Source organism: Streptomyces sp. DH10 (assembly GCF_029813805.1).
Classification (GTDB): Bacteria; Actinomycetota; Actinomycetes; order Streptomycetales; family Streptomycetaceae; genus Streptomyces; species Streptomyces coeruleofuscus.
Genome location: NZ_JARVKU010000022.1, coordinates 151,456 through 166,389 on the forward strand (window position 1 = coordinate 151,456; position 14,934 = coordinate 166,389).

Genomic DNA, 14,934 nt, shown 5'->3' on the forward strand with positions numbered 1-14,934 from the left:
CGGGCTCCCTCAGACCTCGTACGGCTGGACGACGATGAAGTTCCCGGGCGCTGCCCGGAACTGGAGGTTGACGCTCTCCCCGGTGTCACCCGGGTAGGCGTTGCGGCGCATCCGCACCTGGCTGGAGACGACGACCTGGGCGGCGGCCGACCAGGCGACCACGGCGTTGCAGTCGGCGAACGTGGTGGGCGTGACCGGCAGGACCACCGGCGTGCCGTGGGTCTTCACGACGATCGTGCCGGTGCCCGTGAACTGCATCGTGAACAGCGCGCCACCGGGGATGCCGTGCCCCTCGATGCGGCGCACCTCGTACTGGAGGCTCTCGTCGAAGGCGAGGACGTTCTCCGCGGAGACGCAGATGCCGTCGCCCTGGAGCTCGATGGGGTGCAGCATCGTGGAGTCCTCGGCGAGGAACACCTGCCCCTGGCCGGTACAGCGCATCAGCTGCATCTCCTGACCGGTCGCGTTGCCCACGATCCGGCCTGCGAAGCCGGCGCCCTTGTAGCTGAAGTCGACCTTGCCCTGGTAGAGCACCATGCTGCCCTGCCTGGCCAGCACCGGCTGCCCGCCGATGCCGAGATCGACGCGGACGAGCTTCTTGTTCTGCTGCGTCCAGCGCTGCCCGGTGGGGGTCTCCTTGAACTGCTGGAGCGCGGCGGTGACACCGGGGCCCTGCGGTGCTCCCTGGGGAGCCCCTTGAGGCGCTCCTTGGGGGACTCCTTGGGGCGCTCCGTAAGGGGCTTGCCCGGTCTGCTGCCCGAAGGGCGGCTGCTGGCCGTAGCCCGGGGGCGGCGTGGGCTGGCCGTAGCCGGGGGGCGGGGCCGGGGCCTGGGGTGCTTGAGGTGCCTGGGGCTGACCGTAGCCCGGGGGTGGCGGGGCCGTCTGTCCGGGGACCTGACCGTACGGCGGCGGCTGCTGGCCCGGCTGGCCGTACGGCGCGGGAGCCGGGGCCGGAGGCGGTACCGGTGAGCCGCCGGGCGGGGTGTTCATGGGCGCGACGATGGTCGGGGCGGCGTGCACCGGGGGCGCGGGCGCCGGGGCGGGAGGCGGAGTGGCGCCCGGCGGGGGCGCGAAGCCCTGTGCGGCGGCCTGGTGCGCGGGAGCCGGGGCGGGAGCCGGGGGCGCTGCCGGTGCGGGAGCCGGGGCGGGTTCCGGAGTGCCGGGGACACCGAACGCGGGCGGTGCGAAGCCCGGGGCGGCGCCGGCCTGCGGCGGCTGCGCGGCGGGCGCGGGCGGCGCGGGCGTCTCCTCCTCGGCCACTTCGCCGCCGAAGTTCTGCAGCAGCGCGTCGAGACCACCGTCGAAGCCCTGTCCGACCGCGGCGAACCGCCAGACGTCCTTCAGGTAGAAGTCTCCGAGCATCACGGCCCGTTCGGTGGAGAACTCCACGCCGCTGAAGGGGTAGCGGGCCACTTCCTCGCCGCCGGCGACGATACGGATGTAGCCGGGGGCGATCTGCGACATCTGCCCGGCACCGTCGATCGTCGCCGTGAAGGACAGCTTCTGGATCTGGGGCGGGATCCGGTCGAGCGTCACCCGGAAGGACTCCGTGTCGCCCGCCTGGGCGCCCAGGAGCTGAATGGCCTCCTCGGGGGACTTCGGCTGGTTGTAGAAGACGAAGTACCGGTCGTCCGAGAGCCGTTCGTCGGCGTCGAGGCCGAAGCAGCTGATGTCGAAGCTCAGCCCGGGGCCGGAGATCTGCACGCCTACGTACAGATCCGTGCCCGCGGTGAGGTCACTGATCCTGGCCTTGTGGCCGCGTTGGAATTCCCTGGCCATGCGTAACGACCGTCCCCCATCCAGAACGTGATTGCGTCGCGCCAGGCTAACGGCAAACCCGGACAGCGGACGCAGTCGGTACAGACCCGGTACAGAACCCGCGCCCAGCCGTATCTGCTGCTCTCTCGCGGAAAGCGGTCACTTACCCCGTCGCTCGCCGTGGCCGCTCGTCCCAGGCGCTCAGCCAGGCCGCCAGACGCTCGACCCACTACACGCTCAGTCCGCGGGATGTTCACTCCGCGCACCGGGCACATGGGGCAGCCGTTCGGCCGCGACCACGCCTTCGAGGTAGCCCCGGGCCCGCTCCGTCCGCGGATAGGCCTCCAGCAGCGCCCAGAAGCGGGGGCCGTGTCCGGGTACGAGCAGATGGGCGAGTTCGTGGACAAGGACGTAGTCGACGACGTACTCGGGCATGCCCTGGAGGCGGTGCGACAGGCGGATGCTGCCCTCGGACGGGGTGCAGGATCCCCAGCGCGTGTTCTGGTTGGTCACCCAGCGCACCGAAACCGGCCGGGCCCGCCCGTCGAAGTACTGGTCCGAGAGGCGCCGGGCCCGCTCGGACAGCTCGGCGTCGCCGAGGGACCGCTTGCTCTCCTGGGCGGCCAGTTTGTCGAGCATGACGCTCACCCAGCGCTGTTCCTCCGCCTCGGACATCCGGGCGGGGATGAGCACAATGGTGCGATCGCCCTCGCGGTACGCGGAGACCGTTCTGCGCCGGCGGGCGCTCCTGCGAACCTCGATCGCGCTCGCCCCCGAGCCGCTGGGCGGCTGGCTCGTCGTGCTGCGCTGTGGTTTTCCGGCGCGGTGCAGTGGGTCGGCGGGCACGCCCCGACGTTACCCGCTGTACCCGGGGAAGTCCCGGCTCCGAGACGGTTGGATGCCCATACCCCCCACCTGCCGCCGGATTTGTACGACGAATGCCCGCACCTGTGGACAACTTTCGGCAGCCGGCGACGTGTTTGGGCATGCTGGCTCTTGCGGCGAAGCGACGGAGAGGCCCGGCCCGGGACCAGGCCGGCCTGTGACCGGGTTCGACGTACGGCTGGTTCGGCGTGCGGGCGTTTTTGACGTGTTGCCGGTTTCGGCGTGCGGCCGTCTTGGCGTGCGGCCCTTTTCCGGACTGCCGTCACACTCAATCGGCATACGGGGACGATCTATGGCATACGGGGGACTGTCATGCATCCGATGGTGAAACCCGCGCTCCGGCGCGGCTGGCGCGACCTCAACACCGTGCAGTTCGGGATGACACCGGCGCATGCGATGACGCTCGGCCCGATGGACCTCGCGACGGGCAGTTTCCTCGATCTGCTGAACGGCACGCGAGGGCTGGAGCTGCTGCGCGAGGAGGGACGCCGGATGGATCTGCCCGACGGCCATGTCGACGGGCTGGTGGGGCGGCTCGCCCCGGCCGGGCTCCTCGACGACGCCCGGGGCGGCGGACCGGGCGCCGACGCCCTGCGACGGAAGAAGGAGGTGCTCGACCGGCTGCGCCCCGACCTTGCTTCCCTGTCCCTGACCACCTCGGAACCGGGCGACGCGATGCGCCAGCTGGCCGCCCGGCGCTCGCAGCGCGTGCAGGTGCGGGGCGCGGGCCGGGTGGGTGCCGTGCTGGCGTCGTTGCTGTCGGGGGCGGGTGTGGGCGAGGTCGACGTGCGCGACGGCGGCCGTGTGGAGCCGTGGGACGTCGCTCCGGGTGGGCTGCCCGCGGAGGCCGTCGGCGACCGCAGGGACGAGTCGGCCCGCCGGGCCGTGCGCCGGGCGGCCCCGGACCGGCCGCCGCGCCGCGCGGCGGCCCAGGCATCCCCGGAGGAAGGCGACCCGGGCTTCGCGCTGGTGATCATCGCCCCGCGCGACGACGTCGCCGTGCACGTGCCCGACCCCTCGGCCGCCGAGCCCCTGATGTCCTCCGGGACGCCCCATCTGTACGCCGGGGTCGTGGAGGGAACCGGGGTGGTCGGCCCGCTCGTCCTGCCCGGGGAGACGGGCTGCGCGGGGTGTCTGCACGAGAGCCGCACCGACCGGGATCCGACCTGGCCGCGCCTGGTCGCCCAGTGGCGCTCCGGCCGGCAGCGGCAGGTACGGCCCTGCGACCTGGCACTGGCCACTACTGTGGCCGGACTGGCCGCCGCCCACGCGCTCGCCTTCCTGGACGGCCGGGTTCCGACGAGCGCCGGGGCACGCTGGGAGGTCTCCGTGCCCGGTCTCCACTGGCACGCACGGCCGGTCTGGGCGCATCCGGCATGCCCGTGCGGGGCGGAGGAGAGAGGAAAAGGGGAGCACCCCTCGGAGGATGGGGAGTCACACGAGACAATGGCGGTGCAACGGTCGTCGGCGCAGTGCCGTGAGGCATCGGCGAAGCGGCCGGCTGGGACTTGGAGGGCGCATGTCTGATCTTCCCCGGAAGGCGGTCACCCGGACCGCCAAGCTCGCCGCGCTCCCGCTCGGCATCGCCGGGCGGGCCACCTGGGGATTCGGCAAGCGAATCGTCGGCGAGTCCGCGGAGCTCGTCGGCCGCGAACTCCAACAGCGCACGGCGGACCAGCTGTTCAAGGTGCTCGGCGAGCTCAAGGGCGGCGCGATGAAGTTCGGCCAGGCCCTGTCCGTCTTCGAGTCGGCGCTGCCCGAGGAGGTGGCCGGCCCCTACCGGGCCGCGCTGACCAAGCTCCAGGAGGCGGCACCGCCGATGCCGACGCGCACCGTGCACGCGGTGCTCGAGGAGCGTCTCGGCGAGGGCTGGCACGAGTTGTTCCTGGAGTTCGAGGACAAGCCCGCCGCGGCTGCCTCGATCGGTCAGGTGCACCGAGGGGTGTGGCATGACGGCCGCGAGGTTGCGGTCAAGGTCCAGTACCCGGGCGCCGGCGAGGCCCTGCTGTCCGATCTGAACCAGCTGAGCCGCTTCTCCCGTCTGCTCGGCCCGCTGATCCCCGGCATGGACATCAAGCCGCTGATCACGGAGCTGAAGGACCGCGTCTCCGAGGAGCTGGACTACGGCCTGGAGGCCCAGGCCCAGCAGGCCCACGCCGAGGAGTTCGCGGACGACCCGGACGTGATCGTGCCGCAGGTGGTGCACCAGTCCGACCAGGTCCTGATCACGGAGTGGATCGACGGCATCCCCTTGTCGGAGATCATCGCGGACGGCTCCCAGGAGCAGCGCGACCGGGCCGGCCAGCTCCTGGCCCGCTTCCTGTTCTCCGGCCCCGCCCGCACCGGCCTGCTGCACGCCGATCCGCACCCGGGCAACTTCCGGCTGCTGCCCGGTGGCCCGGAGGGTGAGGACGACTGGCGTCTGGGCGTCCTGGACTTCGGCACGGTCGACCGTCTCCCGGGTGGTCTGCCGGCCACGATTGGCGAGTCCCTGCGCATGACCCTCGACGGGGAGGCCGAGACGGTCTACGAGCTCCTGTGCGAGGAGGGGTTCGTGAAGGAGACCATAGAGCTGGATCCCGACGCGGTCCTGGACTACCTGCTGCCGATCATCGAACCGGCCGAGGTCGAGGAGTTCACGTTCACCCGCGGCTGGATGCGCAGCCAGGCAGCCCGCATCGCGGACCCGCGCTCCCCCGCCTACCAGCTGGCCAAGCAGCTCAACCTGCCCCCGTCGTATCTGCTGATCCACCGGGTGACGCTGAGCACGATCGGCGTGCTGTGCCAGCTGGGAGCCACGGTGCGTCTGCGCGAGGAACTGGAGGAGTGGCTGCCGGGATTCGTCCCGGAGGACCCGGCGGACGGCGAGGAAGCGGTGGCGGAGGCATGAGCCTCAGCGGGCATCACGGGTGACCGGGTGACCGCGCCTCACCACCAGTCCGAGTCCAGGCGTCCCTCGATCGACCTGAGGTTCTCCCGGGAACAGCGCTCGCAGAAACAGCGGCGGACGCCGCTCTCCACGGACCAGGTCCAGGTGAGTGGTGGGTCGTCGGCCAGGGCGCCGGCCGACGTGCCGCAGCGGTCGCACACGAGTGGCCGGGACTCCGCGGCGGAGCCGTCGTCACCGTCTCCAGGAGGACTCGTCACCCGACGACGGTATCGCCGTGCCCGGCGGTCCGCCGGGCACAACGCACCGCGGGGCCGGTCCGTTCGGCACGGTCCGGCCCCGCGGGGGGTGGCTCGGCCTCCCGGACTCGGGAGGCCACCGCTTCAGGTGGGGTCGGTTACTGCATGACCGCCATGGCGAGCGCCCGGCGGGCACGCCGCGAGGCGCGCTCCGCCCTGCGCTGCATCCGGCGGGCGGACGCCAGGCGCACGGCAGGGCGTTCCCGCTCCGCCTCTTGCAGTCGCTCGTGCATATGCGCACGGGCCATGGCTTCTGGGATGAGTTGCATCTCTCGGGTCCTGTTCTGGCGCGAGTCCTTCACGCCGGTGGTGGTGAAGTCTTGGGTTGCGGAGCCTGCGGGCTCGTAAGTGGACGGCTTCATCGGGGCCTGCTTCTTGGGGTCGTGCGTGAGGGGGCGGTCGATTGTTCCTGCGGTGTTCATGCTGTGACCGGGTTCTTGCGCGGGCGGCCACGCGGCCGCTTCCGGGCGACGACGACACCCTGCACGAACAGCTCGCCACCCCAGACGCCCCAGGGCTCGCGCCGCTCCTTGGCGCCGGCGAGGCAGGCCTCGACCAGCGGGCAGGTGCGGCAGAGGGACTTGGCGTACTCGACGTCCGCGGGCGACTCGGCGAAGAAGACCTCCGGGTCGTACGAACGGCACGGGACGGGTACGCCGAGGTTCTCGATGGCGTCGTCGAGCGCGGTGAGCGCGGTGAGCGGGGTCAAGGCGGAATCCTCCGTGGGGCCGGGCTTGGGGATCGTTTCCGAAGGCGGTACGGACGGTGCGTGCGCTTCGAGTTGCACGGTTCGTCTTCCTCGTCTGGTCGTTCCGGCCTGTTGGCCGGGGGCGGCTGGTACCGGGTTCTTTTCTTGTCCCGGGGCTCCTTCGGTCCGTCGTCCCCGGTCGGGGACAAACAGAAGGGCCGCGGATCCCGGATGGGGTTCCGCGGCCCTGAAGGCGCCGGCCTGATCGAATCAGGCTGGATCACTCCAGGGTTCTGGCCCACGGAAGGCCCACATCAGGTGGTGCTGCGTCGTCTGCTTCCGGAATCCGGCACCGGTCGCCGTAAAGGCATAGGCCTGCGCCTGTGCCACTACTGCTGCTTCCAGTGCCTTGGTCGGTCGCTCATTGCGCTCACGGACGGGAAGGCCCGCGGGAGCAACGGAGGAGGACGCCGGACGGACGGCACGAATGCCGGACAGACCGGTGCCCAGGTTCGAAACGCCGAGCATGCACGTGGAGACGGCCGAGCGATCGGTCATTTTCACGGCGTTGATGGAGCTGGTGTTGATGCTGATCACTGGACTCGCCTCCTCTCGGCGTCTCGGGGGACTGGGTGAACCAGTCCGACGGATATGCAAGTACAACACGGGATCAGGGCCTCCGAGAAGGCCGCTGCTCTCGTGCCTAAGAACCTATGGGGATTGCTGGGGCATGCGCAAACTATTTTTTCGACGAGTTCGTGTCAGTCCTGATCTGGGTCCCCGTCGGCGAACTGGCCTGCGCAGATGGCCAGTACGTCGGTTCCGTAGCGGTTGAGCTTGCGCATCCCCACACCCGGGATGCGCGCCAGCTCGTGCTCGCCGTCGGGCGCGGTCTCGGCGATGGCCATCAGGGTCCTGTCGGTGAAGACGCAGAAGGCGGGCTGACCACTGCGTCGCGCCTGGTCGGCACGCCACTCGCGCAGCCGCTCGTAGAGGCCCTCGTTCATGCCGGAGGGGCAGTCGTCGCAGCGCATCAGCTTCATCTCGCCCGCGTCAGTCAGCGTGCGGCCGCAGACTCGGCAGCGAGCGGGCGTTCGCTGGACTCGTCTCGGGGCGGAACCCCTGGTTCCGGGGATTCCACGCTCGATGCCGCCCGCGCCGCCGGCGGCGGTACGGCCCGTGGTGGCCGTCGAACCCGGGCGCAGTCCGTCGAGGAAGCGGCTGGGACGGCGGCTGGGGCGGCCGCCGGGGGAACGGGAGAGGGCCCAGGAGACGTGGAGGCGTTCCCGCGCGCGGGTGACGCCGACGTACAGGAGGCGGCGCTCCTCCTCGACCTGTTCGTCGGTCTTGGCGTACGTGATCGGCATCATGCCCTCGGCGACGCCGACCAGGAAGACGACGTCCCACTCCAGGCCTTTGGCCGAGTGCAGGGAGGCGAGGGTGACGCCCTGCACGGTGGGGGCGTGCTGGGCGTTCGCCCGTTCGTCGAGTTCGGCGACGAGGTCCGCCAGGGTGGCGCCGGGTCGGGCGGCGGAGAAGTCCTGGGCGAGGTTCACCAGGGCGGCCAGGGACTCCCAGCGTTCTCGCACGGCGCCGGACCCGGCCGGTGGCTGCGTCGTCCAGCCCTCCCCCGACAGCACGGCGCGCACCTGGGAGGGCAGGTCGACGGCGTCGTCCAGGAGGGAGTCGTTGCCGCCGAAGCGGGCCGCGCCGCGCAGGGCGACGCCCGCCTTGCGCACCTCCGCACGGTCGAAGAACCGCTCGGCGCCGCGCAGCTGGTAGGGCACCCCGGCGTCCGCGAGGGCCTGCTCGTAGGTCTCGGACTGCGCGTTCGTCCGGAACAGGATGGCGATCTCGGCGGCCGGGACTCCGGAGTCGATGAGCTCGCGGATGCGCCGGGCCGCGCCCTCCGCCTCGGCGGGCTCGTCCGTGTACTCGGCGTAGACCGGCTCGGGCCCCGGGGGTCGCTGGGAGACCAGCTCCAGCCGGTGGTCAGCGGCGCGGCCCTTCGCCTGGGCGAGCAGGCCGTTGGCGAGGTGGACGACCTGGGGAGTGGACCGGTAGTCGCGAACCAGCTTGACGACGGTGGCGCCGGGGTGGCGGGTGCGGAAGTCGAGCAGGTGGTCCGGTGTCGCCCCCGTGAACGAGTAGATCGTCTGGCTGGCGTCGCCTACCACGCACAGGCTGTCCCGGTCGCCCAGCCACAGGTCCAGCAGGCGCTGCTGGAGAGGGCTGACGTCCTGGTACTCGTCGACCACGAAGTGCTGGTACTGGGCGCGGACCTGCTCCGCGATGTCGTGCCGGTCCTGGAGGACGGCGACGGTCAGCAGCAGCACGTCCTCGAAGTCGATGACGGCGCGCTCGCGCTTGACGTCCTCGTAGGCGGCGTAGAGCTGGGAGATCTCGGCGGGGGCGCGGGGGGTCTCCCGGCCGGCCTTGGCGGCGGCGGGCGCGTAGTCGGCGGGGACGGTCTGGGTGACCTTGGACCACTCGATCTCGGCGGTGACGTCCCGAAGCTCGCCGCGGTCGAGCCGGATGCGGCAGGCGGCGGCCGCGTCGGCGACGAGCTGGACCTTGCGGTCGACGAGCCGGGGCATGGAGCCGCCGATCGCTTTCGGCCAGAAGTACTGGAGCTGGCGTAGCGCCGCCGAGTGGAACGTGCGCGCCTGGACACCGGCGGCGCCGAGCTGGCGCAGCCGGCCCCGCATCTCCCCGGCGGCGCGGTTGGTGAACGTGACGGCGAGCACGCTGGAGGGGTGCAGGATGCCGGCGCGCACTCCGTAGGCGATGCGGTGGGTGATCGCCCGGGTCTTGCCCGTGCCGGCGCCCGCCAGGACGCACACCGGACCGTGCAGGGCCGTGGCCACCTCGCGCTGCTCGGGGTCGAGCCCTTCGAGCACCGCGTCGGCGGAGTCCGGTACCTGCGGGAACAGGGTGGAGCGCGTTGCTGCTGTCACACAGCCATGCTGCCAGGTCCCGCGAGACGGCTGTGCCGGTTGTCCACAGGCAGGCACCGATAGTCGTACCAATGCGGCAGGCGTCACGTCCTGCAGGGCGCGGGCCCCGGGAATGGTTGCCCTTTCACGTACGTTCCACCACTGCGAGCACCCGTCCCCGAGCCACCGAAGGAGCACGAGAGACATGCCGGGCACTGTGACGATGTACAGCACCACGTGGTGCGGCTACTGCCGTCGGCTGAAGAGCCAGATGGACCGCGAGGGCATCGCGTACACCGAGATCAACATCGAGCAGGACCCGGAGTCCGCCGCGTTCGTGGAGAAGGCGAATGGCGGAAACCAGACGGTGCCCACCGTTCTGTTCCCGGACGGCTCCACCCTCACCAACCCGTCGCTGGCTCAGGTGAAGCAGAAGATCGGCGCCTAGTCGCCGATCGGTTGTGCCGGGAAGGCGGTTCCTGAGGCGTCTCAGGGGCCGCCTTCTCGTGGTTGTTGGCCCGCTGGTTTGTCCCACACCACGACGTAGCGCCACAGCAGTGTGCGGCGGAAGTCGCAGCCGGGCAGCAGCCGGTGGACCGCCTGACGGATCTGTCCCCAGGACATGTGCACGTCTTCCATGGGCATCCCGGCCGGGCCCCGCTTGCCGCCGTGCCGACGGGCGTGCCACTGGCTCGCCGGCACGCCGCACGCGCTGACGACCCAGTCCAGGACCGTCCGGTTGGCGGCCATGCCGACGATCACCAGACGGCCGCCGGGCGCGGTGAGCCGGGTGAGGCGGATGACCGCCTCCTCGAACGGCGCGTGGTGGACCACGGCGACCGCGCTGACGAAGTCGTACGCGCCCTCGGGGAGGGATCCGTCGGCGAGGAAGTCCGCCTCCAGGTACGTGACGTTGCCGGGCACGCGCGCGTGCTCGCGAGCGAGCTTGATCATCTCCGGCGAGCGGTCCACACCCGTGACCGATGCCGCCCGCGCCGCGAGCTTGCGGGTGAGCAGGCCGTCCCCGCAGCCCGCGTCCAGGGCCTTGCCGCACCCGTCCGGGACAGCGTCGAGCACCTCGGGGTGGTGGTGGACGTTGTGGTTCCAGTACGGGTCGGGCACGCGGGCGGCCTCCGTCAGGCGGCGCTCCTCATCGGGAGCGGCTTGCCGTACCAGAGCTCGATCAGGCGGGCCGCGATCGAGATGCCGTACGGCGGGAGCACCTCGCCCGACTCGAAGGCGGCGCGCAGTTCGTCGCGGGAGAACCAGCGGGCCTCGTGGATCTCGTCGCCGTCGACGTCTATCTCGGTCGAGGTGGCGCGGGCCAGAAAGCCCAGCATGAGGCTGGACGGGAAGGGCCACGGCTGGCTGGCGACGTACTCGACCTGGCCGACGGTGATGCCGACCTCCTCGTGGACCTCGCGGCGCACCGACTGCTCAATGGACTCGCCGGGCTCGACGAAGCCGGCGAGGGTCGAGAAGCGGCCCTCGGGCCAGTGCACCTGGCGGCCGAGCAGGATGCGGTCGTCCTCGTCGGTCACGGCCATGATCACGGCGGGGTCCGTACGCGGGTAGTGCTCCGCGCCGCAGGCCTGGCAGCGGCGGATGTGACCGGCCGCGGCGATGACGGTGCGCTCGCCGCAGCGCGAGCAGAAACGGTGGGTGCGCTGCCAGTTCTCCAGGCCGACCGCGTGCACCATCAGGCCCACGTCCCGGGCCGACAGGAGCAGGCCCGCCTCACGCAGCCCCGCCGGCCGCGCGGACTGGTCCATGCGCCCGGGCAGGGAGTCCTTCTGGAGGGCGAAGTAGCTGACGCCGTCCTCGTCGTTGCCGAGGAAGTAGCGGTGAGCCTCGGTGAGGGGGGCCTCGAAGGAAGGCGTCATGACGAGTTCGGTGCGCCCGTCCGGCGTCTCGTCGATGAGGACCTGGCCGCCGGAGACCACGAAACAGCGCGTGGAGGGGTGGCTCCACGCCGCCGCGAGCCAGGCCTCGTCGAGCCGGTGGTGTGCGGCCCGGTCGATGCCGCTCGGTGCGGTGAGCGAGATGGGTCGGTCGGCGTTCTGGTCGGTCCAGGTGGTCACGGGTGCTTCCAACTCCCCGGTGGAACGGTCGGGTTCGGCGGGCTGATCAGCGGGACGTACGGCGGGAGGCGACCGGGTCCGGCGGGGTTGCGCGGTGCGGGGCGGCCCTTCCAGTGTGCCCCGCGCGCGCTGCCGGTCCGGACGGAATGAGGCGCTCAGGGCACATGGCGCCAGTGCTCGGCGAGGTCGCCCCACAGGTACGCGGTGGTCTCGACGCCCTTGAGGAGCAGGTCGAGTTCCACTTTCTCGTTCGGGGCGTGCCAGCCGTCGGACGGGACGGAGATGCCGAGGAAGAGCACCGGGGCGCCGAGGACGTCCTGGAGGTCCGCCGCCGGTCCGGAGCCGCCCTCGCGCGTGAAGCGGACCGGCTTCCCGAAGGCCCGGCCCATCGCGCGGGCGACCGACTTCAGGGCCGGGTGGTCCAGCGGTGTCAGGCACGGGCGCGTGGCCCCGCTGAACGTGATCTCACAGCGGATCCCGGCGGGCACCTGCTGCTCGGCCCAGGCGCGGACCGCCTTCTCCACAAGGGCGGGATCCTGACCCGCCACGAGCCGGAAGGACAGCTTCACCATGGCGGAGGACGGCACGATGGTCTTGCTGCCGGGGCCCTGGTAGCCGCCGCCGATGCCGTTGACCTCCGCGGTGGGGCGGGCCCAGACGCGCTCCAGGGTGGTGTACCCGGCCTCGCCCTGGGTGGCGTACGACTTGGCCGCGCGCAGCCACTGCCGCTCGTCGAAGGGCAGCTCGGCGAAGAGTTCCCGCTCGCGGTCGGTGAGCTCGACCACGCCGTCGTAGAAGCCCGGGATCGCCACGCGCGCGTGCTCGTCGTGCAGGGCCGCGACCAGGCGGGCGGCGGCGGTCGCCGGGTTGGGCACCGCGCCGCCGAAGGAGCCGGAGTGGATGTCCTGGTCGGGGCCGTACAGCCGTATCTCGCACTCGGCGAGGCCGCGCATGCCGGTGCACACCGTGGGGGTGTCCTCGGACCACATGCCGGTGTCGGAGACGATCACGGCGTCGGCGGCGAGCCGCTCGGCGTGCTGCTCGACGAGGGCCGGGAAGTGCGGCGAGCCGGACTCCTCCTCGCCCTCGATCAGCAGCTTCAGGTGCACCGCCGGGGTGGTGCGGCCGGTGGCGGCTAGGTGGGCGCGGACACCGAGGGTGTGGAAGAAGACCTGGCCCTTGTCGTCGGCCGCCCCGCGCGCGTAGAGGCGGTTGTCGCGGACGACCGGCTCGAAGGGCTCGCTGTCCCAGCCGTCCTCACGCGCTGCGGGCTGCACGTCGTGATGGCCGTACACCAGCACCGTGGGCGCCTGCGGGTCGTCACAGGGCCACTCGGCGAAGACGGCGGGCGCACCCGGGGTCTGCCAGACCTCGGCCGTCGGGAACCCGGTCTCCTTCAGCTTGGCGGCGAGCCAGTCGGCGCTGCGTCGTACGTCGGGCGCGTGGTCCGGCTGGGCCGACACCGACGGGATGCGCAGCCACTCGGCGAGGTCGTCGAGGAAGGCGGCGCGGTGCTGCTCGATGTACGTACGGACGACACTGTCCGGGGTCTGGCTCATGGTCACGAGCCTATCGGCCCGCACTGACGTCCTCGGAGTGCGGTTCCTCACCGGACGGCTCCCCGAGCAGCAGCCGCTCCAGCGCGGCCCGGTCCGGCAGGTCGTCCGGCCGTACGACCTCGCCGCTGCGCACGTACAGGAACGCGGCCGTGACCGACTCCAGCGGCACGCCCTGCTGCTCTGCCCATGCGACGCGGTAGACGGCCAGCTGGAGCGGGTCGGCGGTGCGGGTGCGGTTCGTCTTCCAGTCGACGATCTCGTACGTCGTCTCCTGACCGTCGACCTCCTTGTAGACGGCGTCGATGCGGCCCCGCACGACGCGGCCGGCGATCTCGAGCTGGAAGGGGGCCTCCACCCGGTAGGGCGTGCGATGCGCGTACCCGGTGCGTTCGAAGGCGTCCTTGAGGGCTTCCAGGTCCTGTTCGTCGGCGATCTCGGCGTCGCTGCCGGGCAGGTCCCCGGGCTCCAGGAACGGCAGCGTCAGCGCTTCGAAACGGGCCTCGACCCAGGCGTGGAAGCGGGTGCCGCGGCGGGCGGCGGGCTGCGGCGGGCGGGGCATGGGGCGGGCCAGTTCCTGGGCGAGGCCGTCCGGGTCGGCGGCCAGGAGCAGCAGCTGGGACGCGGTGAGCGAAGCGGGCAGGGGGACCTCGGTGACGCTGTCGCGGGCGCGAAGGAGCTCTCCGGTGAGGGCGTCGAGGTCGCGGTCCCAGGAGGCGACGGTGCGGGCTTCCTCGGGGGTGAGATACGGGTGGTCCGGGGCCGTGGGGTGCGGGCGCGCGGCGGGGGGCTCCGGTGGGGCCGCCTGGTGGGGAACCCTGGGGCGGTCCGCGGGCCGCCCGTCCCGGGCGGCCGGGTCCTCCGCGGAGGCGTCACTCTCAAAGAGGTCTTCTGCGAAGGGGGCGTCGTCGAAGGGATCGTCGTCGAACGGGTCCGGTTCGTCGTACGGAGGCTCGTCGTCCTCGGGGGGCGGCGGCCACTCCGGGTCCTCGGCCCCATCCGGGTCGTGCGCGGCCGCGGGGTGCCCGGCCTCGTGGGACGCGAGGTCCTCCAGGTGCGCCAGGACGGTCGCGGCGGCCGCGCGGCGCCGGGCCAGGGCCGTCTCGTCCAGGGGCAGGGGCCACACCTGGTCGGCGGTGGCCTGGTGCAGGGCCGGGTTCTCCGCGTCCTCGGCGGGTTCGTCGGCCCAGGCCTCGATCTCGCCGTACCCGGCCGCGCAGTGGTCGTGGAGGGCCTGGAGGAACGCGGACGGTCCGCGGCGCTTCTTCTGGGTGGGCCCCCACCAGTGGCCGGAGCCGAGGAGCAGCGAGCGGGGGCGGGTGAAGGTGACGTAGCCGAGGCGGAGTTCCTCGGTGTGCTGGTGGTCCTTCATGGCCTCGTGGAAGGCCTTCAGGCCCCTGGCGTCCCAGGACTCCACCTCGGGCAGGGTGTCGGCGTCGCCGCGCAGCCGGTGCGGCAGGACCTTGCCCTGGGAGGTCCACTTCTCGCGGCCCTGGCTGCTGGGGAAGGTGCCGGTGACCAGCCCGGGGACGACCACGACGTCCCACTCCAGGCCCTTGGACTTGTGGGCGGTGAGCACCTTGACGGTGTTCTCGCCGCCGGGGAGGGCGTTGTCGAGCCCCTTCTCGTACTGGGCGGCGGTGCGCAGGAAGCCGAGGAAGGCGAGCAGGGTGGCCTCGTTGTCGCCGGCGGCGAAGGAAGCGGCGACGTCGAGGAAGTTGGAGAGGGTCTCGCGGCGGCGCGCTGCCAGGGCGTGCGGGGACGCCGACAGCTCGACCTCCAGGCCGGTGACGGCGAGGACGCGGTGCAGGACGTCCATCAGCGGGTCGGCCAGGGAGCGGCGC

The 14,934-nt window shown here is 72.0% G+C and carries 14 protein-coding genes; 3 read left to right on the forward strand and 11 right to left on the reverse strand.

The genetic code is table 11. From position 1 onward, the window contains the following. Positions 1–9: 9 nt before the first annotated feature. Positions 10–1,779 carry a TerD family protein gene (locus QC385_RS34910; protein ID WP_279545366.1) on the reverse strand — a complete coding sequence of 590 codons (1,770 nt, stop codon included), beginning with the start codon at positions 1,777–1,779 and terminating at the stop codon, positions 10–12. 216 nt (positions 1,780–1,995) lie between these two features. Further along, positions 1,996–2,604, reverse strand: coding sequence for a M48 metallopeptidase family protein (locus QC385_RS34915; protein WP_279545367.1), 609 nt, complete (start codon positions 2,602–2,604; stop codon positions 1,996–1,998). Positions 2,605–2,955: 351 nt separating this feature from the next. Here QC385_RS34915 and QC385_RS34920 point away from each other — a divergent pair, with 351 nt between their 5' ends. Together QC385_RS34920 and QC385_RS34925 are read left to right on the forward strand one after the other, a co-directional pair. After that, entirely contained in the window at positions 2,956–4,170 is a 1,215-nt protein-coding gene (locus QC385_RS34920) for a TOMM precursor leader peptide-binding protein (RefSeq protein WP_279545368.1), read from the forward strand. After that, entirely contained in the window at positions 4,163–5,533 is a 1,371-nt protein-coding gene (locus QC385_RS34925) for an ABC1 kinase family protein (protein WP_279545370.1), read from the forward strand. Before QC385_RS34920 ends, QC385_RS34925 begins: the two co-directional genes overlap by 8 nt. 38 nt (positions 5,534–5,571) lie before the next feature. On the opposite strand, the gene QC385_RS34930 is transcribed toward QC385_RS34925, so the two are convergent. The 5 genes from QC385_RS34930 to QC385_RS34950 form a co-directional block, all read right to left on the reverse strand. After that, positions 5,572–5,790: a hypothetical protein gene (locus tag QC385_RS34930; protein ID WP_279545371.1), complete on the reverse strand. Its 219-nt coding sequence runs from the start codon at positions 5,788–5,790 to the stop codon at positions 5,572–5,574. Between the two features lie 137 nt (positions 5,791–5,927). Then, positions 5,928–6,251, reverse strand: coding sequence for a hypothetical protein (locus tag QC385_RS34935; protein WP_279545372.1), 324 nt, complete (start codon positions 6,249–6,251; stop codon positions 5,928–5,930). After that, positions 6,248–6,616 carry a WhiB family transcriptional regulator gene (locus QC385_RS34940; RefSeq protein WP_059417291.1) on the reverse strand — a complete coding sequence of 123 codons (369 nt, stop codon included), beginning with the start codon at positions 6,614–6,616 and terminating at the stop codon, positions 6,248–6,250. The genes QC385_RS34935 and QC385_RS34940 overlap by 4 nt, the downstream gene beginning before the upstream one ends. Before the next feature lie 171 nt (positions 6,617–6,787). Further along, positions 6,788–7,114, reverse strand: coding sequence for a hypothetical protein (locus tag QC385_RS34945; RefSeq protein WP_279545373.1), 327 nt, complete (start codon positions 7,112–7,114; stop codon positions 6,788–6,790). Between the two features lie 164 nt (positions 7,115–7,278). Then, positions 7,279–9,474: an ATP-dependent DNA helicase UvrD2 gene (locus QC385_RS34950; protein ID WP_279545374.1), complete on the reverse strand. Its 2,196-nt coding sequence runs from the start codon at positions 9,472–9,474 to the stop codon at positions 7,279–7,281. A 184-nt stretch (positions 9,475–9,658) separates the two neighbouring features. On the opposite strand from QC385_RS34950, the gene QC385_RS34955 reads away from it, so the two are divergent. Next, on the forward strand, positions 9,659–9,901 hold the full coding sequence (locus QC385_RS34955) for a mycoredoxin (RefSeq protein WP_004983675.1): 243 nt from the start codon (positions 9,659–9,661) through the stop codon (positions 9,899–9,901). A 41-nt stretch (positions 9,902–9,942) separates the two neighbouring features. On the opposite strand, the gene QC385_RS34960 is transcribed toward QC385_RS34955, so the two are convergent. From QC385_RS34960 to QC385_RS34975, 4 genes are all read right to left on the reverse strand, one after another. After that, positions 9,943–10,575, reverse strand: coding sequence for a class I SAM-dependent methyltransferase (locus QC385_RS34960; protein WP_279545378.1), 633 nt, complete (start codon positions 10,573–10,575; stop codon positions 9,943–9,945). Between the two features lie 14 nt (positions 10,576–10,589). Further along, positions 10,590–11,534: an NAD(+) diphosphatase gene (gene nudC, locus QC385_RS34965; protein WP_086843974.1), complete on the reverse strand. Its 945-nt coding sequence runs from the start codon at positions 11,532–11,534 to the stop codon at positions 10,590–10,592. Positions 11,535–11,689: 155 nt separating this feature from the next. Further along, positions 11,690–13,093, reverse strand: coding sequence for a dipeptidase (locus tag QC385_RS34970; RefSeq protein ID WP_279545379.1), 1,404 nt, complete (start codon positions 13,091–13,093; stop codon positions 11,690–11,692). Between the two features lie 10 nt (positions 13,094–13,103). After that, positions 13,104–14,934, reverse strand: a 1,831-nt coding sequence (locus QC385_RS34975; RefSeq protein WP_279545381.1) for a 3'-5' exonuclease, incomplete at its 5' end; no start/stop codon positions are given.

Coding starts and splice junctions, on each gene's coding strand:
- QC385_RS34925 (WP_279545370.1), top strand. CDS start 4,163: ATGTCTGATCTTCCCCGGAAGGCGGTCACCCGGACCGCCAAGCTCGCC.
- QC385_RS34955 (WP_004983675.1), top strand. CDS start 9,659: ATGCCGGGCACTGTGACGATGTACAGCACCACGTGGTGCGGCTACTGC.
- QC385_RS34935 (WP_279545372.1), bottom strand. CDS start 6,251: ATGAACACCGCAGGAACAATCGACCGCCCCCTCACGCACGACCCCAAG.
- QC385_RS34910 (WP_279545366.1), bottom strand. CDS start 1,779: ATGGCCAGGGAATTCCAACGCGGCCACAAGGCCAGGATCAGTGACCTC.
- QC385_RS34920 (WP_279545368.1), top strand. CDS start 2,956: ATGCATCCGATGGTGAAACCCGCGCTCCGGCGCGGCTGGCGCGACCTC.
- QC385_RS34970 (WP_279545379.1), bottom strand. CDS start 13,093: ATGAGCCAGACCCCGGACAGTGTCGTCCGTACGTACATCGAGCAGCAC.